This is a genomic window from Rhizobium oryziradicis (assembly GCF_001939045.1).
Lineage (GTDB): Bacteria > Pseudomonadota > Alphaproteobacteria > Rhizobiales > Rhizobiaceae > Allorhizobium > Allorhizobium oryziradicis.
The window spans coordinates 773446-798819 of the sequence record NZ_MKIM01000028.1; the positions used below are offsets into that span (position 1 = coordinate 773446).

General features: G+C 54.6%; 22 protein-coding genes. 11 read left to right on the top strand and 11 right to left on the bottom strand.

The genetic code is table 11. From position 1 onward, the window contains the following. Positions 1 to 52: 52 nt before the first annotated feature. On the bottom strand, positions 53 to 1246 hold the full coding sequence (locus tag BJF95_RS19130; protein WP_075640990.1) for a cystathionine beta-lyase: 1194 nt from the start codon (positions 1244 to 1246) through the stop codon (positions 53 to 55). 353 nt (positions 1247 to 1599) lie between these two features. Between BJF95_RS19130 and BJF95_RS19135 the strand changes: the two genes are divergently transcribed. The 5 genes from BJF95_RS19135 to BJF95_RS19155 all read left to right on the top strand — a co-directional run bounded on the left by BJF95_RS19135 (position 1600) and on the right by BJF95_RS19155 (position 6507). Further along, positions 1600 to 2625, top strand: coding sequence for an amino acid ABC transporter substrate-binding protein (locus BJF95_RS19135; protein WP_075640991.1), 1026 nt, complete (start codon positions 1600 to 1602; stop codon positions 2623 to 2625). Between the two features lie 117 nt (positions 2626 to 2742). After that, positions 2743 to 3939, top strand: coding sequence for an amino acid ABC transporter permease (locus BJF95_RS19140; protein ID WP_075640992.1), 1197 nt, complete (start codon positions 2743 to 2745; stop codon positions 3937 to 3939). A 4-nt stretch (positions 3940 to 3943) separates the two neighbouring features. Continuing rightward, complete coding sequence (locus BJF95_RS19145) at positions 3944 to 5098, top strand: amino acid ABC transporter permease (RefSeq protein ID WP_075641163.1); 1155 nt, start codon at positions 3944 to 3946, stop codon at positions 5096 to 5098. Between the two features lie 19 nt (positions 5099 to 5117). Further along, positions 5118 to 5888, top strand: coding sequence for an amino acid ABC transporter ATP-binding protein (locus tag BJF95_RS19150; RefSeq protein ID WP_075640993.1), 771 nt, complete (start codon positions 5118 to 5120; stop codon positions 5886 to 5888). Positions 5889 to 6156: 268 nt separating this feature from the next. Next, the gene (locus BJF95_RS19155) at positions 6157 to 6507 is read left to right on the top strand and encodes a VOC family protein (RefSeq protein ID WP_075640994.1); all 351 of its coding nucleotides are present in this window, start codon (positions 6157 to 6159) and stop codon (positions 6505 to 6507) included. A gap of 132 nt (positions 6508 to 6639) precedes the next feature. Here BJF95_RS19155 and ccoP read toward each other — a convergent pair whose 3' ends face one another. The 4 genes from ccoP to ccoN are packed head-to-tail and all read right to left on the bottom strand — an operon-like array spanning position 6640 to position 10055. After that, a complete protein-coding gene (ccoP, locus tag BJF95_RS19160; protein WP_075640995.1) occupies positions 6640 to 7503 on the bottom strand; it encodes a cytochrome-c oxidase, cbb3-type subunit III in 864 nt (287 codons plus the stop codon). A gap of 2 nt (positions 7504 to 7505) precedes the next feature. Further along, entirely contained in the window at positions 7506 to 7667 is a 162-nt protein-coding gene (locus BJF95_RS19165) for a cbb3-type cytochrome c oxidase subunit 3 (protein WP_075640996.1), read from the bottom strand. A 10-nt stretch (positions 7668 to 7677) separates the two neighbouring features. After that, complete coding sequence (gene ccoO, locus BJF95_RS19170; RefSeq protein ID WP_075640997.1) at positions 7678 to 8409, bottom strand: cytochrome-c oxidase, cbb3-type subunit II; 732 nt, start codon at positions 8407 to 8409, stop codon at positions 7678 to 7680. 11 nt (positions 8410 to 8420) lie between these two features. Next, a complete protein-coding gene (ccoN, locus tag BJF95_RS19175) occupies positions 8421 to 10055 on the bottom strand; it encodes a cytochrome-c oxidase, cbb3-type subunit I (RefSeq protein ID WP_075640998.1) in 1635 nt (544 codons plus the stop codon). 336 nt (positions 10056 to 10391) lie between these two features. Between ccoN and BJF95_RS19180 the strand changes: the two genes are divergently transcribed. Then, a complete protein-coding gene (locus BJF95_RS19180; RefSeq protein WP_245297373.1) occupies positions 10392 to 10886 on the top strand; it encodes a hemerythrin domain-containing protein in 495 nt (164 codons plus the stop codon). A gap of 88 nt (positions 10887 to 10974) precedes the next feature. On the opposite strand, the gene BJF95_RS19185 is transcribed toward BJF95_RS19180, so the two are convergent. From BJF95_RS19185 to rpiA, 4 genes are all read right to left on the bottom strand, one after another. After that, positions 10975 to 12351: a class II 3-deoxy-7-phosphoheptulonate synthase gene (locus BJF95_RS19185; RefSeq protein ID WP_075641000.1), complete on the bottom strand. Its 1377-nt coding sequence runs from the start codon at positions 12349 to 12351 to the stop codon at positions 10975 to 10977. Positions 12352 to 12542: 191 nt separating this feature from the next. After that, positions 12543 to 13931, bottom strand: coding sequence for a glutathione-disulfide reductase (gene gor, locus BJF95_RS19190; protein ID WP_075641001.1), 1389 nt, complete (start codon positions 13929 to 13931; stop codon positions 12543 to 12545). 224 nt (positions 13932 to 14155) lie between these two features. After that, entirely contained in the window at positions 14156 to 14728 is a 573-nt protein-coding gene (locus BJF95_RS19195) for a DUF2059 domain-containing protein (protein ID WP_075641164.1), read from the bottom strand. Between the two features lie 101 nt (positions 14729 to 14829). Continuing rightward, on the bottom strand, positions 14830 to 15528 hold the full coding sequence (rpiA, locus tag BJF95_RS19200; RefSeq protein WP_075641002.1) for a ribose-5-phosphate isomerase RpiA: 699 nt from the start codon (positions 15526 to 15528) through the stop codon (positions 14830 to 14832). Between the two features lie 249 nt (positions 15529 to 15777). On the opposite strand from rpiA, the gene BJF95_RS19205 reads away from it, so the two are divergent. Beyond that, positions 15778 to 16452, top strand: a complete 675-nt coding sequence (locus tag BJF95_RS19205) for an HAD family hydrolase (protein ID WP_075641003.1) — start codon at positions 15778 to 15780, stop codon at positions 16450 to 16452. Between the two features lie 50 nt (positions 16453 to 16502). Here BJF95_RS19205 and cckA read toward each other — a convergent pair whose 3' ends face one another. Then, positions 16503 to 19115 carry a cell cycle histidine kinase CckA gene (gene cckA / locus BJF95_RS19210; RefSeq protein ID WP_075641004.1) on the bottom strand — a complete coding sequence of 871 codons (2613 nt, stop codon included), beginning with the start codon at positions 19113 to 19115 and terminating at the stop codon, positions 16503 to 16505. A gap of 412 nt (positions 19116 to 19527) precedes the next feature. On the opposite strand from cckA, the gene BJF95_RS19215 reads away from it, so the two are divergent. Then, complete coding sequence (locus tag BJF95_RS19215) at positions 19528 to 20748, top strand: flagellar biosynthetic protein FliO (protein ID WP_139317561.1); 1221 nt, start codon at positions 19528 to 19530, stop codon at positions 20746 to 20748. 602 nt (positions 20749 to 21350) lie between these two features. On the opposite strand, the gene dksA is transcribed toward BJF95_RS19215, so the two are convergent. Then, complete coding sequence (gene dksA / locus BJF95_RS19220) at positions 21351 to 21770, bottom strand: RNA polymerase-binding protein DksA (protein ID WP_075641006.1); 420 nt, start codon at positions 21768 to 21770, stop codon at positions 21351 to 21353. Between the two features lie 280 nt (positions 21771 to 22050). Here dksA and BJF95_RS19225 point away from each other — a divergent pair, with 280 nt between their 5' ends. From BJF95_RS19225 to BJF95_RS19235, 3 genes are all read left to right on the top strand, one after another. Further along, positions 22051 to 22563 carry a SixA phosphatase family protein gene (locus tag BJF95_RS19225; RefSeq protein WP_075641007.1) on the top strand — a complete coding sequence of 171 codons (513 nt, stop codon included), beginning with the start codon at positions 22051 to 22053 and terminating at the stop codon, positions 22561 to 22563. 84 nt (positions 22564 to 22647) lie between these two features. Then, on the top strand, positions 22648 to 24129 hold the full coding sequence (locus tag BJF95_RS19230) for a YcjX family GTP-binding protein (RefSeq protein ID WP_075641008.1): 1482 nt from the start codon (positions 22648 to 22650) through the stop codon (positions 24127 to 24129). Next, the gene (locus BJF95_RS19235) at positions 24126 to 25226 is read left to right on the top strand and encodes a YcjF family protein (protein ID WP_075641009.1); all 1101 of its coding nucleotides are present in this window, start codon (positions 24126 to 24128) and stop codon (positions 25224 to 25226) included. Before BJF95_RS19230 ends, BJF95_RS19235 begins: the two co-directional genes overlap by 4 nt. The last annotated feature ends 148 nt before the right edge of the window (positions 25227 to 25374 follow it).

Genomic DNA, 25374 nt, shown 5'->3' on the forward strand with positions numbered 1-25374 from the left:
GCAACGCCCCATGCAAAGGCGTTGCGCACCTCAAAGACCTTACTTCAAAACCTCACTTCACAAGGGCGGCTGCCGCAAAGCCGCGCTCCAGATCGGCGATAATATCGGCAACATCTTCGAGGCCAATTTGCAGGCGGATCAGCGGACCTTCCGCTGGAGCTTTGCGGATTTTGCGATCATTGAGATTGACCGGCACGGCCAGGCATTCATAGCCACCCCACGACCACCCCAAGCCAAACAGGCGCAAGGCATCAAGGAAGGCATGGCTTTTCGCCTTGAACTGCGCAGGCTCATCCGCCGCTAACACAAACGAGAATATACCGCTTGCGCCCTTGAAATCGCGCTTCCAGATGTCGTGGCCAGGAAAGCTGGGTAAGGCGGGATGGAGGACAGAACTGACATCATCCCGCTGCTCCAGCCATTCCGCCACCGCCCGTGCGCTGCGATCATGATGGGCAAGGCGTACCCCCATGGTGCGCAAACCACGCAGCACTAGGTAAGAATCGTCTGGCGCGCCGCATAGCCCCATAAGCCCATTGGCTTCTTTCAGACGCGGCCAATGCGCGGCATTGGCTGAAACCGTACCCATCAGAATATCCGAATGACCGGCCGGATATTTTGTCGCCGCATGCATGGAAATATCGACGCCAAAATCCAAGGGGCGGAAATACAGCGGGGTGGCCCAGGTGTTGTCCATACTGACCACCGCACCATGACGATGGGCAACATCCGAAATTGCGCGAATATCCTGCATTTCAAATGTGTTTGATCCGGGTGATTCTGTGTGAACCAACCGGGTGTTGGGTCGCATCAACGCCTCGATGCCAGCACCAAGCAGCGGATCATAATATTCAACCTCAACACCAAGGCGCTTGAGCATCGTATCGCAAAACTGCCGGCAGGGGCCGTAAACCGAATCAACAATCAAGGCGTGATCACCGGGCGATAAAAATGCCAGAAACGGCACAGTGATGGCCGCCAGACCAGAGGGAAGCAAAATCGTGCCTGCCGAACCTTCCAGCGAATCGATCGCTTCGCAAAGCGCATCGGTCGTTGGCGTGCCGCGGGTGCCATAGGTGTATTTCTGCGTGACCGTTTCCATTGCCGACGCTTGGGGAAAAAGCACAGTCGAGGCACGCACCACCGGCGGATTGACAAAACCGTGGTAGCTCGATGGATCATGGCCAACATGGCAAAGACGCGTATTAACACCGGCTTCGGACAACCACTTTTCTTCATCTGACATTGGATAAAATCGCCTTCTCGCTGCATGGGCTATCCATGGGTTTTCGCCCACCATCGCCACATCGGTCAAGGGCGATATGGAGAAACCATTCGGATGAAATTATCACCTTATTTTGCGTCTATTTTTTCATCAAATCCCTGGTGATTTCGTTTCTTTGTGACTAAATATTGTGCAAATTCACAAAAATGCCGCTTTTCAACGCAATTTCCATCCATAAACTCTTGACCATGAACCCATTTATGAATGTGATGCGTCTGCACGCCCCTCGGGGACGCGTGCCGTCAGTGGAGAGGGGGAGAACTCGCCCAAGTTGCTGCCGAACGAACGACACAAGATAACAAAGGTTGGGAAACATGAAAAAGACGCTTCTGTCAGTTGCGCTGGGCGCTGCAGCATTCGGTTTTAGCGCTTATGGCGCTTCTGCGGATACGCTGAGTGATGTTAAAGCAAAAGGTTTTGTACAATGCGGCGTGAGCCAGGGTGTGCCCGGCTTCTCGAATCCTGACGACAAGGGCAATTGGAGCGGTCTGGACGTAGACTATTGCCGCGGTATTGCCGCTGCCGTCTTCGGTGACGCCACCAAGGTCAAGTTCACACCACTTTCCTCGAAGGAGCGCTTCCCTGCCCTTCAGTCTGGTGAAGTGGATGTGCTGACGCGTAACACCACATGGACCATCAGCCGCGACACATCGCTGGGCTTCAACTTCCGCTCGGTCAACTACTACGATGGCCAGGGCTTCATGGTGAAGAAGGCTCTGGGTGTAAAGTCCGCGCTTGAACTGTCTGGTGCAGCAGTTTGCGTGCAGGCTGGCACGACTACCGAGTTGAACCTCGCCGACTATTTCAAGGCAAATGATCTCAAGTACAATCCTGTTGTGTTTGAAAAAGAAGCCGATGCGACATCTGCCTATGATTCTGGTCGTTGCGACGTGTACACCACCGACCAATCAGGCCTCTATTCGATGCGTTTGAAGCTGAAGGAGCCCGACAACAACATCGTTCTTCCAGAAGTCATCTCCAAGGAGCCGCTTGGACCAGCTGTTCGCCAGGGCGACGACAAGTGGTTCGATGTTGTGAGCTGGGTTCACTACGCGATGCTGAATGCTGAAGAAGCTGGCATCACATCCAAGAACGTTGATGAGTTCAAGGCAAACGGCGGCCCAGACATCAAGCGTATGCTGGGTGCAGAGCAAGGCAGCAAGATCGGTGCAGACCTCGGTGTATCCGAAGACTGGGCTTACAACATCATCAAGCAGGTTGGTAACTACGGCGAAGTCTTCGACCGCAACGTTGGTTCCGGTAGCCCTCTGAAAATCGCACGTGGCGTCAATGCTTTGTGGACCAAGGGTGGCTTCCAGTACGGTCCTCCGATCCGTTAATCGCAAGATCTCTCAAAAGATCGCCACTCCGGGGAGGTCGCTCAAGCGTCCTCCCCTTTGAAAACCCGTTAAGGGAAAGCACGCCCAAAAAGGGCGAATAAGGGGAAAAAGGCCTCAATGGCAGACAATGCGACAAGCTCGTCTAAAGCCGGAAAAACCGGCTCTTCGTCTCTGATCTACGACCCAAAAGTCCGTGGTATTTTCTACCAAATCGTCACTCTTGCACTCGTCGTTCTGTTCATCGGGATCGTCATCAGTAACACCAGTCACAACCTGCAAAAAGCCAATATATCTTCTGGATTTGGCTTTCTTCAAGGGCGCGCAGGCTTTGATATTGGCCAGCGCTTGATCGCTTATAGCAGCGATTCAACTTATCGTCAGGCGATTATTGTCGGCCTTCTCAATACATTGCAGGTTGCCGTTGCCGGGATTATTACAGCATCCGTTATCGGCTTCATTGTGGGCATCGGACGCTTGTCCAAGAATTGGCTGATCGCCAAGATTTGTCAGGTCTATGTCGAGATCTTCAGAAACATCCCGCCATTGCTGGTGATTTTCTTCTGGTACAAGGGTGTTATCTCGGTTCTGCCCCAGCCCAAAGACTCGATTAAGCTTCCGCTTGAAATTTACATCAACAATCGTGGCGTGACCTATCCAAAAGCGGTCTATGGCGACGGCTCAGAGTTTGTTTTTCTCGTTTTTGTTCTTGGCATTATCGCCAGTTTATTCATGGCATCCTGGGCAAAGCGCCGGCAAATGGCGACAGGACAACAATTTCCAACACGTTGGTTGGCACTCGGCCTGATTATCGGCCTGCCTGTGCTCGCCTATTTTGGACTTGGCCAGCCATTATCGTTCGACCTGCCTCAAGTCGGACGCTTCAGCATGCAGGGCGGCTCAGTCATAGGCCCAGAATTTACCTCGCTGTTTTTGGCGCTGTCATTTTACACAGCCTCATTCATTGCTGAAATTGTGCGCGGTGGTATTATGGCCGTTTCCAAGGGTCAGACCGAAGCAGCTGGTGCGCTCGGCTTAAGTGCCGGCCAAACATCTCGCCTCGTTGTCGTGCCCCAGGCCATGCGTCTCATTATTCCGCCTCTCACAAGCCAATATCTCAATCTGACAAAGAACTCATCTTTGGCGGTTGCAATCGGCTTCTCCGATATCGTCTCAGTGGGCGGTACAATTCTCAATCAAACCGGTCAGGCTGTTGAAATTGTTGCTGTCTGGCTCGCTGTCTATTTGTCGATCAGCGTCAGCACAGCAATGTTCATGAACTGGTTCAATGCCAAAATGGCTCTGGTAGAGAGGTAATATGATGGCAAACCAGAAAACAGCTTTTGTCAGTCAACAGCTCATCGGTCCCTCACCTGCACCCGCAGGACAGGTCGGAGCAACGGCGTGGATCAGAAAAAACCTGATCGCCACGCCGAAAGATGTCCTGCTCACCATCATCTCCCTCGCTGCGCTGGCCTATGTCTTGCCTGGCATTGTTCAGTGGCTCTTCATTGATGCCGTCTGGACCGGAAGCGATCGTACCGTCTGCCTGAGTGCCGCACAGGGCGGCGCAATTGCCGATGGACAGGTGGGGGCATGCTGGGCGTTTGTGGGCGCAAAATTCCAACAGTTTATATTTGGCCGTTACCCCTCTGCGGAGCAATGGCGACCAATGCTCGTCATGATCATGTTTGTGCTCCTATTGGTGCCGATGCTCATGCCGAAGGCACCGTTTAAAGGCTTGAATGCGCTGTTGCTTTTCGTGGTCCTGCCAGTCGTTGCGTTCTTCTTGCTGACAGGCGGCTTTGGCCTGCCGCATGTTGAAACATCCAGCTGGGGTGGCTTGATGGTGACGCTCATCCTGTCCTTCTTCGGGATCGCGGTGTCCTTGCCGGTTGGCATCCTGCTGGCATTGGGGCGGCGCTCAACCATGCCCGTGATCAAAATGCTGTGCGTGATCTTCATTGAAGTTATTCGTGGCATTCCTCTGATCACCGTTCTGTTCATGGCCAGCGTCATGCTGCCATTGTTTTTGCCCGATGGCTGGACCTTCGACAAATTGCTCCGTGCACTGGTCGGTGTGTCGATCTTCTCGTCTGCCTATATGGCCGAGGTTATTCGCGGTGGCTTGCAATCCATTCCAAAGGGCCAATTCGAAGGCGCTGATTCGTTGGGCCTGAGTTACGTCCAGAAAATGCGGTTGATCATCTTGCCGCAGACGATAAAGCTGGTCATTCCCGGCATCGTAAATACGTTTATCGGTCTGTTCAAGGATACGTCGCTTGTGTCCATCATCGGCATGTTTGATCTTCTTGGCATCGTGACCCTTAACCTGTCTGACTCGAATTGGGCGACACCTGTGACGGCTGTAACTGGCCTGATATTTGCAGGCTTCGTGTATTGGATCTTCTGCTTCGGCATGTCCCGGTACTCCCATTTCATGGAAAAGCACCTCGACACTGGCCACAAACATTAAATTCTAAGGAACCGACGATATGGCTGTCGCTCAAAATTCTCTGACAAAGTCAGACCACAAGACTGCGATTGAAATCATCAATATGAACAAGTGGTACGGCGAGTTCCATGTGCTTCGTGATATCAATCTGAAAGTGAAAACCGGCGAGCGGATCGTCATTGCCGGGCCGTCTGGCTCTGGCAAATCAACCATGATCCGCTGCATCAATCGCCTTGAAGAGCACCAGACGGGCAATATCATTGTCGAAGACATCGAGTTGACCAACGACTTGAAAAAGATCGACGAAATCCGCCGTGAAGTTGGCATGGTGTTTCAGCACTTCAATCTGTTCCCGCATCTCACGATTCTGGAAAATTGCACTTTGGCACCAATCTGGGTTCGCAAGATGCCCAAAAAGGAAGCAGAAGAAATTGCAATGCATTATCTGAAGCGGGTCAAGATTCCCGAGCAAGCCCATAAATACCCGGGCCAGCTTTCGGGCGGCCAGCAGCAGCGCGTAGCCATTGCGCGTGCGCTCTGCATGAAGCCGAAGATCATGCTGTTTGATGAACCTACCTCGGCCCTTGACCCGGAAATGGTGAAAGAAGTGCTGGACACAATGGTGAGCCTTGCGGAAGAAGGCATGACAATGCTGTGCGTAACCCATGAAATGGGCTTCGCCCGCCAGGTCGCCGACCGGGTTATTTTCATGGACCAGGGACAGATCGTTGAAGAAAATGCACCTGCTGAATTCTTCGATAATCCTCAGCATGAGCGCACAAAGCTCTTCCTGAGCCAAATTTTGCACTAATATTGTCTCGGGAAAATCCACTCGGGTTTCCTCGGCACAAACGCTTATAGAGCGAAAATTGGCTCTATTGATGATTTGCAAAACGCCCCGGTGCCATGCGCCGGGGCGTTTTGCATGCCCGCCTTTCGCGATGGTGTGTCGCCGCCCTATACCAACTTTGGCCCGAACAGTGGGAACGTTTAGGAATGGTCAGTGCAATATGCCTATCGCCAGCACGGCCTTTGCACTTTATCATCCTGTTGAATTTCATAGAATTTGGGAGAGAGACATGGCTGAGGATCTCAATCGTATTGATTACATCGAGTTGAACGTCGCGAATATCGAGATTTCAAAGAGCTTCTATGGCAAGGCTTTTGGCTGGAGCTTTACAGACTATGGTCCAGACTATTGTGAGTTCAGTGACGGCAGGCTGAAAGGTGGTTTCACCACCACAGCTCAGGTTTCCGCAAAAGGCGGCCCGCTCATCATTCTTTTTGCGGCAGAATTAGAGGCATGCCAGCAAAAAGTTGAAACCGCGGGCGGCACAATTTCCAATCCGATTTTTTCGTTCCCAGGTGGTCGTCGGTTCCATTTCAACGATCCGGACGGCTATGAGTGGGCAGTCTGGTCTGATCGATAAAAAAGGGCGCTTGAAGCGCCCTTTTGCTTGAAAAGCTGCTGCGACCTTATTTAAAAAGCCGGGCAAAGACCAATGTGGGTTTAGAGCCCGCCTGGTTACATCCAAACCTGACGGGCTCTATCCGTGCCGTGATTACTCACCACCGCCCAACGAGTGAACATAGATGGCCAGTTCCTTCACCGTGGTGTCGCCCAAACGGGCGGTCCAACCGGGCATTACGCCATGCTTGGGATGCGCCACTTGCTGGGCAATCTGCTGTTCGCCCTTCACCTTCAGCCAGATAGCATCGGCCAGATTAGGCGCGCCCATATCGCGATTACCCTCCGCTTTTTCTCCATGGCAGGCCGCGCAATTATCCGCAAACACTTGCTTGCCTGGCTCGACCAGAGCCGGATTGAGCGGCTTGTCCGTCAGGCTGACCACATAGGCGGCAACCTGGCGAATTTCTTCCGGTTTCAAGATATCGGCAAAGGCTGGCATTTCCGATGTGCGGGTTTCTGGATCACTCGCATAGCGAATACCGTGCTGTAGCGTGGTATAAATCGCATCAATGCTGCCGCCCCAGAGCCAATCATCATCGTTCAGGTTTGGATAGCCTTGTCCGCCAGCCGCACCCGATCCGTGACAGGGGGTGCAATTGACTTTGAAGGCGGCAGCCCCGCCAGCGGTCGCAAATTCCGTCAACTCTTTGTCTGCCAGAATATCCTGCACCGGAAGGGCTGCAATTTTATCAATGAAGACAGATTGCGCCGATTTCGCAGCGGCCAATTCCTGTGTCACCGCCGCACGATTGGTATAACCAAACCAGCCCTTGGTGTTGGTGCTCAACATCGGCCATGCCGGATAGAAGATTGTATAGGCAATAGCCCAGACGATGGTGACATAGAATGTATAGACCCACCAACGCGGCATGGGGTTGTTCAGTTCGCGGATGCCGTCCCACTCGTGGCCGGTGGTTTCGACGCCGCTGACCTCATCAATGTCTTTTTCTGCCATGATCAATCCTCCCGCAAAGGGATAGAGGCGGCCTCGTCTGCAAGCTTCTTGGCTCCGGGCCGAAAAACAAACAGAACAACGCCCAGGAAAAACAAAGCCATGCCAAGCATGCCCCAGCTATCGGCAAAGTGGCGCATGGCGGTGTAAATTTCAGTTCCTTCCATGGTGCCCTCCTTAACGGTATCCGGTTGCGTCATCGTATTTGGTAAAGTCCACCAGCGTGCCCAGCATTTGCAAGTAAGCAACCAGAGCATCCATTTCGGTCAGCTTGGTGGGGTCACCATCAAAATCACCGACCTTGGCCTTGGGGTAGCGCGCCAAAAGCCCCGTGGTGTCGGCGTTCGGATCAGCCTGAGCGGCAAGATCGGCTTTGGCATTGACAATCATGTCCTGCGTATAAGGCACGCCGACCTGACTGTTGACGGTCAAATCACGTGAGATATCGGTGATCTTGAGCGGCGTGTCCTTCAGGAAAGCGTAGCGCGGCATGATCGATTCCGGCACCACATCCCGTGGGCTGCTGAGATGCTGAACATGCCATTCGTTGGAGTAGCGATCCCCGACGCGGGCCAAATCTGGTCCGGTGCGCTTCGATCCCCACTGGAAGGGGTGATCGTACATGGATTCTGCCGCCAGCGAGTAATGGCCATAGCGCTCCACCTCATCGCGGAACGGGCGGATCATCTGGCTGTGGCAGAGATAGCATCCCTCCCGCAGATAAATGTCGCGTCCAGCCAGCTCGAGCGGGCTATAGGGCCGCATGCCCTCCACCTTTTCGATGGTGTTTTGCAAATAGAACAGCGGAGCGATTTCAACGATACCGCCGATAGACACGACAAGAAGCGAGCCGACGAGCAACAGGCTGGCGTTCTTTTCGATAACCTTGTGTTTATCAAGAATAGACATGGTTGCCCTCCTTATTCAGCCGGTTGCAGGGTTGGGGGCAAGGCGGCTCCACCAATGGGCGCTTCTTCGCGCTGATGGCCGAGAATTGTCATCCAGACGTTGTAGGCCATGATCAGGCCACCTGCGAGGTAAAGCCCACCGCCGAGTGCACGCATCACGTAGTAAGGGAACATGGCCTTCACGGTTTCGGCGAAGGAATAGACCAGGAACCCTTGCGAGTCATACTCGCGCCACATCAAGCCCTGCTGAATACCAGCCACCCAAAGCACTGCCGCATAGACGACGATACCGAGCGTTGCGAGCCAGAAGTGCCAATTGACCAGACGCATCGAATAAAGACGATCGCGATGCCACAGCTTTGGTGTGAGATAGTAGATTGCACCAAAGGTGATCATGCCCACCCAGCCAAGTGCTCCGGAATGCACGTGCCCAATGGTCCATTCGGTATAATGGCTCAGAGAATTCACAGTCTTGATAGACATCATCGGACCTTCAAAGGTCGACATGCCGTAGAAGGCGATGGCCATGACCATCATGCGGATGATTGGGTCTGTCCTCAGCTTGTCCCATGCGCCTGACAGCGTCATCAGACCGTTGATCATGCCGCCCCAGGAGGGCATCCACAGCATAATCGAAAACACCATGCCCAAAGTCTGTGCCCAATCCGGCAGAGCCGTATAGTGCAGATGGTGCGGACCGGCCCAGATATACATGAAGATCAGCGCCCAGAAGTGGATGATCGACAGCCGGTAGGAATAGACCGGGCGATTGGCTTGCTTGGGCACGAAATAATACATCATTCCGAGGAAGCCGGCTGTCAGGAAGAAGCCCACCGCATTGTGGCCATACCACCATTGCGTCAGCGCATCCTGCACGCCAGAGAAGGCGGAATAGCTTTTGACACCGAGGAACGATACCGGGATCGCCAGATTGTTGACGATATGCAGCATGGCAATGGTGACAATGAACGCAAGGTAGAACCAATTGGCCACATAAATATGCGGCTCCTTGCGCTTCAGGATCGTGCCCAGAAACACCACAAGATAGGCCACCCAGACAATCGTCAGCCAGATATCGACATACCATTCCGGCTCGGCGTATTCGCGCGCCTGGGTGATGCCCAGTACATAGCCGCTGGCCGCCATGACGATGAAGAAATTATAGCCCCAGAACACGAACCAGCCGAGAGAGCCACCGAACAGACGTGCACGACAGGTGCGCTGAACCACATAAAGCGAGGTCGCAATCAGCGCATTCCCGCCAAAGGCGAAGATAACGCCGGAGGTATGCACCGGCCGCAAACGACCAAAATTAAACCAGGGGCCGAAATTCAGCTCGGGCCAGGCCAGTTGCAGAGCTACGACCACACCCACGAGGAAACCAACGACGCCCCAGAACACTGTGGCAATCACGCCATAGCGCACAACCTCGTCAAAATACTCGGATTGGCTATTGGCCGATGATTTAGCGCTCACGGCAGCCGGTGCAAACTTGGTATGCCGGAGCATAAAAACGGTGCCGATAAGCAGCACGATAAAGGCGACCCACATGTGGGCAGCAAAAAGACTGTCGTAGGCGAATCCCGCCCCGAGCAGTGCGGCGAAGGTCAAAAGGACCAACCCCATCGTCTCGAACGTATAATTCATTGTTGGAGTCCCCCAACGGCTTGGCGTCCAGAGCAGCCGTTCTCCAAAGGATACCGGCCGCTCCAATGTGCAATCTCGCAACCCCATGACGGATGTGTCTCCAGACATCCTCAGGCGTTGTGCGCGCAAGGTTGGCGGCAGCGCCGCGCAACCTCTGCGTTGCCTGCCTTTGTGCCATCAAGAGGGGCAAGTGGCCTTGATTCAAATCAAGGCAAGACGGTGCCCGATTTCAGATAGATAATGTCTTATCGACTGCCAAAACCAGAAACAGCACAGCAAAAGCATCTGTCGTTGCTGCAATTGGCGTAAAAAAGGGAGGCATCAATGGAGATGGACATGCGGCGCACGATTGAGCCAATCCCCTCAGCACAAAATCACCTTTCGGGCCTGGTTCCATGTGACACCAGCCTTGAATGGTTGCAGCGCGCCCACGCGGAGCAGTTGGCGCTTTGCGACCATCTTGAAGAAATTGCTGATTCGCTGCCGGGCAATGTTGATTTGCAAAAATGTCTCTATGCCGCCAAAGCCCTCGGCCCCTTGATCAAGGGCGTGCACACTTATGAGGAAACCATTCTGTTTCCCTGGCTGGAGAGTACATCGAACATCCAGCCCGCGCTTCGCGAGACCTTGAACCGCCTGAAATTTGAGCATTGTGAAGATGCCTGCTTCGCCGAGGAATTAACGGACACATTGCTGCGGCTGGGCAGCGGCCAGTCGGTCAACGTGGAAGCCACAGGCTATATGTTGCGTGGCTTCTTTGAAGCCTTGCGTCGCCACATCGCGTTTGAACGCGAGCATATCTTGTCAAATCTCAAAGCGGGCAATCAATAATAACATCAATATATGCAACGCATAAAAAAAACCGCTGCCCGAAAGACAGCGGATTTTTTTCTATTTTCAAGCAAATGAAAAGTCGTAATTAGCCGTTTGCGGCCTTCAAACGCTTTTCATCACGGCCACCCTTCATGCGCTCGGCCAGCAGGAAGGCCAGCTCCAACGCCTGATCGGCATTCAGACGTGGGTCGCAATGGGTGTGGTAACGGTCCTGCAAATTCTCTGCAGAGACAGCACGGGCACCGCCGGTGCATTCCGTCACATCATTGCCGGTCATCTCGATATGGATGCCGCCTGGGTGCGAGCCTTCAGAGCGGTGGATCTGGAAGAAGCTTTCCACTTCCGACAGAACACGCTCAAATGGGCGGGTCTTGTAATTGTTGAGCGTAATCGTGTTGCCATGCATCGGATCGCAAGACCAAACCACCTTGCGACCTTCCCGCTCCACGGCACGGATAAGGCGTGGCAGATGATCTGCGACCTTGTCGTGGCCAAAGCGGCAAATCAGCGTCAGACGACCGGCTTCATTCTGCGGATTGAGAATATCAATCAGGTTAAGCAGATCATCAGCCTGCAACGAAGGGCCGCATTTCAAGCCAAGCGGGTTCTTGATGCCACGGCAATATTCCACGTGGGCGTGATCCGCCTGACGGGTGCGGTCACCAATCCAGATCATGTGGCCCGACGTGGCGTAAACATCGCCCGAGGTCGAATCAACGCGGGTCATCGCTTCTTCATAGCCAAGCAGCAGAGCTTCGTGGCTGGTGAAGAAATCGGTTTCGCGCAAGGACGGGTTGTTCTCGGCATTGATGCCCACGGCCTTCATGAAGTCCATGGTTTCGCTGATGCGGTCAGCCAGCTTGCGGTAGCGCTCGGCCTGCGGGCTATCCTTGACGAAGCCCAGCATCCACTGGTGCACATTTTCCAGATTGGCATAGCCACCCATGGAGAAAGCGCGCAGCAGATTGAGCGTTGCAGCCGACTGGCGATAGGCCATCAACTGACGTTGCGGATCAGGAATGCGCGACTCTTCGGTGAACTCGATGCCGTTGATAATATCGCCACGGTAGCTCGGCAGCTCGACATCGCCTTGCCGTTCCATGTCGGACGAGCGTGGCTTGGCAAATTGACCGGCAATACGGCCGATTTTCACCACGGGAAGCTGGGCACCAAAGGTCAGAACAACGGCCATCTGCAAGAAGGCGCGAAAGAAGTCGCGGATTGTGTCGGCACCATGCTCAGCGAAGCTTTCAGCGCAATCGCCGCCCTGCAACAAAAAGCCATTGCCTTCGGCCACATTGCCAAGAGCCTTTTTCAATCTGCGCGCTTCGCCAGCAAAAACCAGCGGCGGATAGGATGCGAGCTGCTGCTCGACTGCCTTCAATGCTTCTTGATCTGGATAGGCCGGAACCTGCTTGATTGGCTTTTGCCTCCAGCTCGTCGGGGTCCAATTCTGCGCCATAGTCTTCACCTACATATAATCCTGGCCGTCCTTACGCCCAGCTTTGATCGGCGGCTTATAAACCGTTGCTCATAGCTTGGAAAGCTCTTCTTGAGCGCAAAAGTGCTTTCTAGAGTTTGTCAGGGAAAAGTAGAAACGGGCCGATAAACAGCCCGCCCTAACTTCATGCCCATGTATGCCAGCAAATGCGCTTAAACGCGCTCGCCATGGCGCACCCGATAGCTCGGGCTATACATGGTGACCAGCTCCTCCGCAGCGGTCGGATGCACCGCCATGGTGCGGTCAAAATCATCCTTGGTGCAGCCTGCCTTCAACGTAATGCCCAAAAGCTGCGCCATCTCGCCTGCGTCGTGGCCAAGGATATGCGCACCCACCACCTTGCGATCCGCAGCATTGACGATCAGTTTCATGATCATCTTTTCCGCGCGGCCAGACAGCGTCGCCTTCATCGGGCGGAATTCGGCCTTGTAAATTTCAATTTCCGCAAAGGCCTTGGCCGCCTCTTCTTCCGACATGCCAACAGTGCCAATTTCCGGCTGCGAAAATACGGCTGTCGCGATCATGTCGTGATCGGGCGATGTCGGATTGTTCTTATACTCGGTTTCGATAAAACACATCGCCTCATGGATCGCCACCGGCGTCAATTGCACCCGGTCGGTCACATCACCAAGGGCAAAAATGCTTGGTACATTGGTGCGCGAATATTGATCGACAATAATGGCTCCGCGTGCATTCACGGCTACGCCCGCTGTTTCGAGCCCCAGTGATTTTGTATAGGGATCGCGCCCCAGCGCCAGCATCACCTGATCCGCTTCCAACACGCCATTGTTCAGCGTGCGCACGTTCAATACACCCGTATCGGTTTTGGAAACCTCTTCAATCACATCGGTGCAGAGAATGCGAATGCCCTTGGCTTCCATAGCCTGATGCAGGCCGCGGCGGACATCCTGATCAAAGCGCGACAGAATTTCCTTACCGCGATAAATCAACGTGGTTTCAACACCGAGACCATGAAAAATATTGGCAAATTCAACAGCGATGTAGCCCCCACCGGCAATCACGATCTTGCGCGGCAGCTCTTCGAGATGGAAAGCCTCATTGGAGGAAATGCACAGTTCATGGCCTGGAAGCGATTTGTGATAATTTGCCTCGCCGCCAACGGCAATAATGATGCGTTCCGCAGTCACGATTTGGCCGGTCTTAACGATGCGCACGCTGTTTGGGCCAGCAATTTCGGCACGGCTTTCAATCTGCTCGGCACCCGCATTGGTCAGGCCTTTGCGATACAGGCCTTCAAGCCGTGCGATTTCCTGATCTTTGGCTGCAATCAGCTTTTTCCAATCAAAACTGCTTGCACCAACACTCCAGCCAAAGCCAGCAGCATCTTCAAAATGCTCATGAAATTGCGATGCGTAGACAAACAGTTTCTTGGGCACGCAGCCGCGTATCACGCATGTGCCGCCAAACCGGTACTCTTCCGCAATTGCAACCTTTTTGCCCATGGATGCAGCAAGGCGCGCGCTACGCACACCACCGGAACCGCCGCCGATGACAAAAAGATCATAATCGAAAGATGACATGGTAAACTCCTAAAGCATGTCGCGTTTTATTGTCCTCAATAAAACGATAACGTACATGCGGCAAATTAAGAACGAACGCGCGTCGCGACCCCGACGGTGGTCTATAGCCCCTCAGGGGAGCCAGACACGCGAGGGAGGCCAGCAAACTTCTTCACATATGGAGATGACAAAGACAAAATAAAAGCCCGGAATGTCCGGGCTTTTGAAATTCGCCTGCCCTTGGATCAAGGCTTCGCAGGTTCTTTTGCGGGTTCTTTCGCAGGCTCTTCAACGGGAGCTTGCGACTTCAGTTCTTTTCCAGCCGTCTTCATCAGCGCCTCATTGGTGCTCTTTTCAAGATCACGTGCAATGCCAGCCGCCCAGATATCGGCAGCCTTGCCAAGTTCGCGGTTGGCGACAGGCTGATCCTTGATCAGCTTTTTGCCAGCCGGGCTATTGAAGAAAGTGGCAATCTGCTTCAGTTCGTCCTGCGTGAATGCCTTGGCATAAACAATGGCAGCCTCTTTTTCGAGATCGCCACGGCGTGCGGCCAGCGTGATCGCCTGCTTGTCAACGGTGGTGTTGATCTGCTCTTCCAGGTTCGGATAGGCTTCGATCAACTGACCCTTCAAACGGGCTGCGATATTGGGCAAAATGTTGTCGAATATATTCGTAACACCCAATGACGCGATTGCCGACCGAGCAACATCGATCTGCGCGTCCGTGACTTCTTGCGCGCGCGTGACGGGCGCAGCAAGAAGCGAAGCAGCGATAACCACACCGGCTGCAAGACGACCGATACCTTGATACTTGCCCATAAAATTCATGCTCCTGTTAGCTTCAAAAGCGCCGCGCGTTCACATCTATGCCGCGCTGGCAAACTCATTTCATAATTCACTGCATCAATCACGTCCGGCTATCAGGCCGACGGTTCCATCACCCGCGCACCGTTCGGGCCTGCCACAACGGCAAGCGAGGCAAGACCGATGAACAGCCCATGCTCCACAACACCCGGAATCGCAAACAATGCTTCTGATAGCGCCACTGCATCAGGAATGCGGCCAAAAGAAGCATCCAGAATCTGATGTCCACCGTCCGTCATAAAAATTTCATCGCCCCAGCGCCGAACGGACAGCTCGCCGGACAGGCCGAGACGCGTTGCTGCCTTCTCAATGGCGATCCGGGTGGAGACGGCACCAAAGGGGTTGATCTCAATCGGCAGAGCAAACGCACCCAAGGTTTCAACCACTTTGGTTTCATCGGCAATGACAATCATGCGCGACGATGCAGCCGCCACAATCTTCTCTCTCAACAGCGCACCGCCGCCGCCTTTTATGAGGCTCAGACGGCTGTCCAACTCATCCGCGCCATCAATGGTGAGGTCCAGCTCAGGCAATTCATCCAGCGATTTCAATGGCACACCCAGCTCGACACACAGCCGCGCTGTGCGCTCGGAGGTTGGAACGCCTTGCACCTTGAAGCCGTTTGCGACCTTTTCGGCCAGCAAACGCACGAATTCTTCGGCCGTGGAACCTGTGCCAATGCCAAGCCGCATGCCGTCTTCAACATAGGACAAGGCCACTTCGGCCGCTTTGATCTTCATCTGGCGAACGTCCATGCGCCAACCGCTCCTTTAAGAATGCGCCACCCTCATTTGAAGAAACGAGCAAGGGTGTCGCAATACTGAATTCATGCGCCCGGTTTTAAGGCCAGTCTGGCCACACCTTAATAAATTGACCAAGCTCTCGCTTGTTTACACGGCTCTCCTTGCAAACGAAAGCCCCTTTTGCGATCAGTCCCACGTTGCATTTGTGGGCGGAAATGCCTACCCATTTGCACCGTCTTCCCTGTATGAAAGAGAACGCGCGTGTCAAAACCCACAATTGTCTTCGACCTTGATGGAACCCTCATCGATACCGCGACAGATCTTGTCGCAAGTCTCAATTACACCATTGCCGCTGCCGACCTCGAGCCTGTGGGCGCAGATGACCTCAACCATCTGGTCGGCCATGGTGCACGTGTCATGATTGAACGCGCCTTTGCTCTGCGCGGCAAACCTCTTGCCGAAGACGAATTATCACCGCTTCTCGATCGTTTCATTGCGCATTATCAAGCCAATATGCCGGGCGAAAGCCAACCCTACCCCGGTCTGATCGATACTTTGGACAGGTTTGAAGCTGCCGGATACAGGCTTGCAGTCTGCACCAATAAAATGGAAGGCTTGGCCCGCCCATTGCTCGACGGCCTCGGTTTGACGCGCTATTTCTCAGCCATCACCGGCGGCGATACATTTGCTGTGCGCAAGCCCGATGCTCAGCACCTCTTGGGCACAATCGAGAAAGCCGGTGGTGATCCGCAACGCGCCATTATGGTGGGCGATAGCCGCAACGACATTCTTGTCGCTCAAAACGCCAACATCCCGTCTATCGCCGTGCCCTTTGGCTATTCCGACGTGGCGGTGGCAACACTCAACCCCACGATTGTCATCAACCACTTTGATGAGATGACGTTAGAACTGGTTGAAAAGCTGTTGATTCAATAGAGCTTATGGTCTTCTGCGCGGAGGGCAAGCGACTGCCCTCCGGGAAGCCTTTATGCGTCCAACATTTCCCGCACAGCAACGGCCAATTGCTTGAGCGAAAACGGCTTGGGCAGGAAGCCAAATTTGGCGTCGGCAGGAAGGTTACGGGCGAAGGCGTCTTCAGCGTAACCGGATACGAAGATAAATTTCAGGTCAGGATAGTTTTTCCGCAATTCCTTCAACAGCGAAGGACCATCCATTTCCGGCATCACCACGTCAGAAACGACGATATCCACCTTGCCTTCCAGCTCTTCCATGATGTCCAGGGCTTCAACGCCCGAACATGCCTCGTGCACCGTGTAACCACGGGTTTCCAGCATGCGCTTGCCACCTCGGCGCACCGCGTCTTCATCCTCAACCAGCAGCACCACGGCCGAATTGCCCGTGAGGTCTTCAGGCTCTTTGTCCTTCTCAGTAGGTGGCGCTTCCAGCGCTTGCTTTGCGGCCCCGGCCTTGGCCTCGGCATCAAGGGTCGAGATTGCCGGTGTTTCCATCACATGGCGCGGCAGGAAGATGCGGAAAATCGTTCCCTCCCCAACTTCGGAGTCGAGATAGATATAACCACCGGATTGCTTGATAATGCCATAGACCATGGCAAGACCAAGCCCGGTGCCTTTGCCGACATCCTTGGTGGTAAAGAAGGGTTCGAAAATCTTGTCAATAATATCGGCCTCAATGCCGGTGCCGGTGTCCGCAACCTCAATCAGCACAAACTCTTCCGCTGGAAGACCGCGATAATTGAAGGTCGATGCTTCGGCACCCGACACATTCCGGGTGCTAATTGTGATACGCCCACCCTGAGGCATGGCATCACGGGCGTTGACACACAGATTGATCAGCACCTGCTCGAATTGCGACAAATCCGCCTTTACCGCCCACAGATCACGGCCATAATCCACGAACAATTTGACATTGGTGCCCGAAATCAACCGATCCACCAGCATTCTGAGATCGCCAATAACATCGGTGAGGTTTAGTATGCTTGGCCGCATGGTCTGCTTGCGCGAAAAGGCCAAAAGCTGGCGCACGAGGACAGCGGCGCGATTGGCATTGCGCTTGATTTCCATCAGGTCGGCAAAGCTCGAATCTGACGGGCGCGCTTGCAAAAGCAAATGATCGGATGACAGCAAAATCGCGGTCAGCACATTGTTAAAATCGTGGGCGATGCCACCCGCCAAGGTTCCAACCGCGTTCATCTTCTGCGTCTGGGCCATCTGGGTTTCCAGCGCCTTTTGGTCGGTCACATCGACCGCATAGACAATCGCCGCCTCTTCCGGCGCTTCATCGCTCTGGTCAATCACCGCGTTGACGTAAAAGCGGAAGTGGCGAGCATCATCGAGCGGATGGCGCGAATCGATTGGCGCAATATCGACCTGCCTGTCGCGCGCATCAGAGAGGGCGTCTTCAAAGCGGGCACGCTCGTTTTCATGCAACACCGCTTCCAGCTTCACCTTGCGATCAATGTCGTCGCGCGAGACAACGCTTGAGAAAAACTTCAAGAACGGCGCATTGGTGCGCAAAATCCGCCCTTGCCCATCCACAGAGGCAATCGCCATCGGCGTGTTATTGAAAAACCGGGTAAAGCGCATGGATGCCGACGAATCGGATCGATCACCCGTGCTCGCCTCCTGACGCGCCAACACGATTGTGCGGCTTTCGCCCGGAGCGCCGTCACGCGCAGATCGCACCCTGTGCACAAGGCGGGCCGGAAAGCTGCGGCCATCGGCGCGACGCAAATCCAGCTCCAGCGTGGCTGTTTTTGACAGGCCTGGCTCCGCCTGGACGGATTGAATCAGCGCCATGCCCTCCCCGGCCACCAGATCCTTCAGATAGATAGAGCCCGGCGAAAACTGCGTCAGATCAATGCCCAGCCATTCAGACAATGTGGCATTCAGATAGAAAACCTCACCTTTTCGGCCTGCAGAGAAAAATCCGGCAGGTGCGTGATCAAGGTAATCGATGGCATTTTGCAATTCCTTGAAAAAACGTTCCTGCTCATCGCGCTCGGTGGTAATGTCCGCGATCTGCCAGATTTGCAGGTCGTTGCGGCTGCCATGGCCCAGCAGGCGGCGGGCGCGCAGCCGATACCAATGCGCACCCGATCCATTTTCCGAAAGCGGACCCAATGGCTTGAGCAGACGAAACTCTTCATAACCGTCGCGCCCGTCGCGCAAGCCATTGATCAGGCGATACAAGGCCTCGCCAGCCTCACGGTGGCGCGACAACAGCGCTTCGAGGGTTTGCACCTCGGTTGCCCGCCGCACACCCGTCATGCGGCCATAGGCGGCATTGGCATAGATAATATGGCCCCGTTGATCGGTGATCAGCGTGCCTTCGCTTTGATTGTCGAGAAACGCACGACCAAGCCCATCGGACGGGGTTTGCGGCATCACCTCAATGAAACCGATGAAGGCGGACACCAGAAAAAAGATGCCGACAATGGCCAGAACACCGAGAACGCCCAGCACGATTTGATTGTCGAGCGCGTGTCTGAACACCACAAAGGCACCGGCTGCGGCCAGCAACACAATGGCAAGGATAACAATGCGCAGCGCCGCCCCACTGTTGGGTCTGCGATCAACCAGCGGCCCCACGCTATGCTCCGTCTGCGGCTGGTTTGTCATTCTTTCCTCGTTCTGAAAGGCATTTCGCCCTTTGATAGCGTGTCTTGCAGCAAATTTCCTTAAATCCGAATCGATTTAAGATGAACCCGATGCAGCAGATATAGAGTGCTACAGTAAACTTTTGTGCGCCATAGAGAACGAATGGTGCTCTAGGCCTCCTGTCGCGGCAGCAATAGACAGAATCGCTGTGTATATGAACTCTAACAATTTGTAAGGTGCGCAAAAAGCACAACTGGCTTGTGATTTTCCATCATTCACAGGCAATCTCACACGGTTGCCGCAATGTTATGGAAGAAACCGCGCGGACTTCATCCTTATCACCAGAAATAGACAAACATCACGCGTTGGCTTCTTGCCTCCGTTGCGGAAACAACGTTGAAGTAGCCTTGAGATTCAGACGGAGACTGTGACCATGATAGACGAAATCCTCAACGCCTATGGAGCACGCTTTGTCATAGCAATCGGCGGGGTGTTTTTGGCGCTTGTTGTGCTGGTTGCCGTATTGTGGATTATTCGAAACAAAGCACCTTCCCCTTTTGTGCGCGGTGGACGCAGCCGCCAACCTCGCTTGCAGGTGCTGGACGCCGCAGCCGTGGACGCGCGGCGTCGCCTCGTGCTCGTCCGTCGCGACAATATTGAGCATCTGATTTTGATTGGCGGGCCAAGCGATATCGTGATTGAAAGCGGGATTGGCGAACCAAAGGCTTACCTTGCAGGCGAACTGGCAGCAAATGCCGCGCTGACTGAACAGCAGGCGTCAGAGACGCGAATTGCGCAGCAAGAGCAGGCCGCTCTGCATATGCCCGAAAGAGCTTTGCCACGAGAAGAGCCAGCACCGCGCCCAGAGCGTGCACAGCCAAAAGAACCACGCCCGCAACAGCCGCGAGAGGTGCACCAAAAAGCCGAACCGGTCGAGCTGGTCATGCCTTCCGCGCCGCCGACGGTGGAAAGACCAAAGAGACCGGAGCCGCCTGTCAGCAAACCTGCCCGTACGCCAGAAATAACTCCTGAGATGGCGAGGCCGCGGATGCGTCCGCCTGCCCCGGTGGCTGCCCCTGTGGCAGAAGTTGCGCCCGCGCCGCGCGCACCTGCTGCGCCGGAGCCACCAACGGCACCTTCTAAAATTGAGCCATCAGCACCTATGCCCGCCAAACCGCCGGAGCCCGCAAAGGAAGAGGTTCCGAATGTGGAATTGGCACCCGAGAGCGCCCAAACGCCTCCAAAGGTTCGCGCTGAAGATGCTGCTCTTGTGCTTGATACGGCACGCGCGCGGCTTGCTGCGCAAAAGGTCGAAGCGCCCAAAGTCGAGCCCTTTGCTGCGGACCGGTTTAAGCCGCCGGTCGAGGATTTTGATATTCCAACACCGAGTGAGCCCGCCCCGCGCGTCGATCCCGACATGGAAAGCATCAAAAGCGAGTTTGAGAAAATTCTGGATGCTGACGTGCTCCCAGAGCCTCCGCAGCGCCCGCGCCCGACAGTTGAGCCACCTGTTACCCATGCCATCCCGGTGATCAACAGCCCTCAAATGGTGCCCAGCGTTGACGCCAACCGGCCAGCGCATGGCAAAGAAGGTAATTTGCAAGACGAAATCGCCCGTATATTTGGCGAAATGGGCGAGCCGCGCAAAAACTGATCGCGAGTTTTATGCTCGTGTCCAGATCTTCAGCGAACAGAAATGGCGGGCAAAAGCCCGCCACTCAAACATGTCGCGCTTCATAGTTGATAACATACATCCGGTAAAATAAGAGCTTGAGCGTGTTGATACCCCCTTTGCTCGGTGGCTCCTGATCCTCGGGCCTGTCCCACAGCTGTCGGGTTTCAATTTCTGGACATGGCGCTCGGTATTGATTCTATTTGTGTTCAAGCGTTTGGCGACGATTTGGACACGAAACAGGACAACGGCGGGCAAATACGCCAACACACCGCTGCCGCTCACCATGAGGTAAGCTCAAAAGAGCACGCAGTAATCCTTTAGAGAAGAACTATGCAAACCTGCAGAATGGCCGGGAGCTCTAACCCGGATTTTTTCATTGTGCGTAAGCCGTCTGCGCTTCGTAAGCGAATTACTGAAACACAGATATCGCTGGCGGGTTGAAAAGCCCCTGCACTTTGGCAAATTTATCGCCAAAAATAACAACAAGACAAAGCCCGTCCGGCAGATCAGGCTTCAAGACAGCATAAATCATTGCAGCGCAGCGGGTACAACCCGCTGCAAGCACCACAATAAATCTATATTCACTCGTCGCGGTAGACTTTTTCGCGACGCTCGTGCCGTTCTTGCGCCTCAATCGAGAGGGTTGCAATAGGCCGGGCGTCAAGACGCTTCAAGCTGATAGGCTCGCCGGTTTCTTCACAGTAACCATAGGTGCCTTCATCGATACGCTGCATCGCTGCGTCGATCTTGGCGATCAACTTGCGTTGCCTGTCACGCGCACGAAGCTCAATCGCCCGATCGGTCTCGGACGAAGCGCGGTCTGCAAGGTCTGGGTGATTTGCACTTTCCTCAGCAAGGTGGCCAAGGGTTTCTTTTGCTTCTCTCAGAATGTCATTTTTCCAGGCAAGTAGTTTTGCACGAAAATATGCACGCTGGTTAGCATTCATAAACTCATCGTCATCCGAGAGCACTGGCTCAATAAGATCGATCTTCTCACTCAACGCGATTCTCCTGAAGAACATCTCTTGGCGGACGTATAGCCTTGAAAATTGTCTCATTCAAGCCTTACTCTTGCCTTTGTGTGATTTTTAAATTTGTCACAAAAATCGTCTAAAGGACTATATTTTCATCATTTTAAAGTGAACTCCAAGAGGAGAGCATGGGGACTTGACAGCATTTTCCCGATCGCACTGATCGGGATTCAACCCTTTGCGCATATAGCAGTTGACGCCGTACAAGCCCTCGGGATAGGCATAAACAGCTTCAACGGAAACCTCTCGCATGATCGTTGTTTCTTCGTCTCTGTCGCGTATTTACCTTTTGCGCCACGCCGAATCCGGGTGGCCAGAAAATGGGCAGAAGGACTTTGACCGCTCCTTGAGCGATGCAGGATATGCACAGGCAGAAGTGGTTATGGACCAGGCCGCAGACCGAAATTATCGGCCCGATCTGGTTTTATGCTCAACCGCCGTGCGCTGTCGCCAAACCGCAGAAGCCGTGCGCCGCACACTTTGCGCAGAAGACATCCCGCTGCGCTATATTGATCAGCTCTACAACGGCGCTCTGAAGGTCTATCTGGAAATCCTGTCAGCAACAGACACGGCCAGCTCCGTGATGCTGATTGGCCATAACCCGACGATCAGCGAAACGCTGGAAACGCTGGTGGGTGCTGATCAGGTGGCAGCCGTGATTGCTCAGGGTTATCCGCCTTGCGGCCTTGCCGTACTGGAGCGCAATATTGATGCCTCGACCACAAAACCAGATTGGCGCGTGATTGATTTTCTTCAGGCCTAAATGTTTAGTCCCGGTTTATAGGCTCTCTTCAATCCGCTCTCTGCAAACCCTATATGAGATGGAGAAGAAGAGGATACACTGAACGTGCCGCCATCTCTGACCCGCTTTGCAGACGAAACCCGGATTGCACTTGATAACCTGACCGACCGGGCCTCCAACCTGCTTTATCCCACCATACGCTTAGGTGTTACGGGCCTTTCGCGGGCAGGAAAAACCGTTTTCATCTCATCGCTGGTCCATAATCTGCTCAACGGCGGACGCTTGCCGCTGTTTGAACCGCTGCAATCAGGTCGCGTGGCCCGCGTTAGCCTAGAGCCGCAGCCAGATGATGCGGTGCCGCGCTTTCAATATGAAGATCACATCAGCGCGCTGGTGCGTGACCGTATCTGGCCGGATTCAACCCGCGCCATCTCGGAATTGCGGCTGGTGATTGACTATAAAAGCGCCAGCGGCTGGAACCGCATGTTTTCATCCGGCAAGCTTGCCATCGATATCGTCGATTACCCCGGCGAATGGCTGCTGGATTTGCCGCTGCTCAATCAGGATTATGCCACGTTTAGCGCCAGTACGGTGGCGCTGGCCAACACCGGCGTTCGGCAAGAGTTGGCAGCACAGTGGATGCAATTGGCGCTGGGTGTTGATCCAGACGCACCCGCCGATGAAACGACTGCCAGAGCGCTTGCATCGGCTTTTGCCGATTACCTGAAAGCCTGCAAAGCAGATGAACGCTCTCTCTCCACGCTCCCGCCCGGTCGTTTCCTGATGCCCGGTGATCTTGATGGATCACCCGCCCTCACCTTTTCGCCCCTGCCGTTCCAGGCTGATAATAAAGTGGTTCGTGGATCATTGCGCGCCATGATGGAGCGGCGCTTTGAGGCCTATAAGTCTGTGGTGGTCAAACCGTTTTTCCGTGAGCATTTTGCACGGCTGGATCGCCAGATTGTCCTGGTCGATGCGTTGCAGGCCATCAATCGCGGCCCCGAGGCGGTGCAAGATCTGGAAAGGGCACTGGCCGATGTGCTGGCTTGTTTTCGCCCCGGCAATTCGAGCTGGCTGGCAAGTTTGGTCGGTCGCCGCATCGACAAGGTGCTGGTGGCCGCCACCAAAGCCGACCACCTGCACCACGAAAGCCACGAGCAATTGCAGGCCATCACCCGGCGTCTGGTTGACAGAGCGATCACCTCGATTGGCATGGCGGGTGCCGGTATTGAGGTGCTGGCCCTGGCATCGGTGCGAGCAACCCGCGAAGCAACGGTAAAGCAAGACGGCCATCTGCTGCCCGTGGTGGTGGGAACGCCGATGGCAGGCGAAACCATCGGATCCCAGAGGTTTGATGGCCTGCGCAAAACGGCGGTCTTTCCCGGAGATTTGCCCCACAATATCGAGCCGCTGTTTCGCACAACACCGCTTGCAGCCGAGGTGCGTGATGGCGCTCTGCCCGACCTCAATATCATTCGCTTTCGTCCGCCGGAACTCGATGAAACCGGCGGCGGTATCAAGCTGTCCATTCCGCATATCCGGCTGGATCGCGCCTTGCAATTTCTGCTGGGAGATCGTCTCGCATGAGCAAGCCACCACATGATGAGCGGCCCACGCCCCGCCGCCCCGCTGTATTTACGCTCGATGATGATGCACCGACAGCCACTGCGAAAGATGCGCAGACAAACCGCCCCGCCGAGGCCACCAAACGCCCACCCCGGACGTTTGCGCCAGACATTTCGATTACGCCGGATGCTGAAGACCCTTTTTTGCGTGAAATGACCGATGATGAGATTGTGCCGATTGCCACACCGCGCAAGCCCGGATTTTCCTTTGGCAAGCTGGCAATGGCGGCCTTTGGCACATTGCTGTCCCTAGCGGTGGGCATCTGGATTGATGATCTGATCCACAATCTTTTCACCCGTGCCGATTGGCTGGGCTACACAGCCTTAACCCTGCTTTCGCTTGGTCTTTTTGCGCTCTTCGTGGTGATTGCGCGGGAAGTGGCCGGGATATACCGGTTGAATGCCGTGCAGGCGATCAAGGAGCGCGGCGCAGCACTTGCCCTGCAAGGCACCGCCAGTGAAGCGCGGCAGCTCGTCAAGGAAGTGGCGGCCCTCACCCGCCATCGCCCGGAAACGGCGCGTGGCCGATCCGTGCTGGATGCAGCCGAGGGTGATATTATCGATGCACCGCATCTGATTGCTCTGGCTGAGCGCGAATTGCTGGGACCATTGGATGCCAAGGCCCGCAACATGATCGTGCAATCATCCAAGCGCGTCTCTGTTGTCACCGCCATCAGCCCGCGTGCGCTGATGGATCTGGCCTATGTGCTGTTTGAAGTCGTGCGCCTCGTGCGTGGCATGGCCGAACTTTACGGCGGCCGCCCCGGCTCTTTTGGCATGATGCGACTGCTGCGTGATGTTTTCGCCCACCTTGCCGTGACCGGCTCAATTGCCATTGGCGATGGATTGGCACAGCAGGTTCTTGGTCATGGCTTGGCATCTCGGCTGTCGGCACGACTCGGCGAAGGTGTCATCAACGGGCTGATGACAGCAAGAATCGGCATCGCGGCCATGGATCTTTGCCGCCCGTTGACCTTCAAAGCGTTAAAGCGACCGGGGGTAAGCGATTTCGTTGGCGACCTGCGCCCTTCCATGGGAAAAGACGATAAGCCTCTGTAATACCATATTTTTCATCGTGCTTTCCATAGAGAGAATATGAGCTTTGGTTAAGACGGATTGGGGTTCTCAGTGAAAAAGAAAGGAAATGTTAACCATCTTTGCGCTATAGATAGCCCATGAGTTTAGCTGTTCGCGCCAAGGAAAAGCC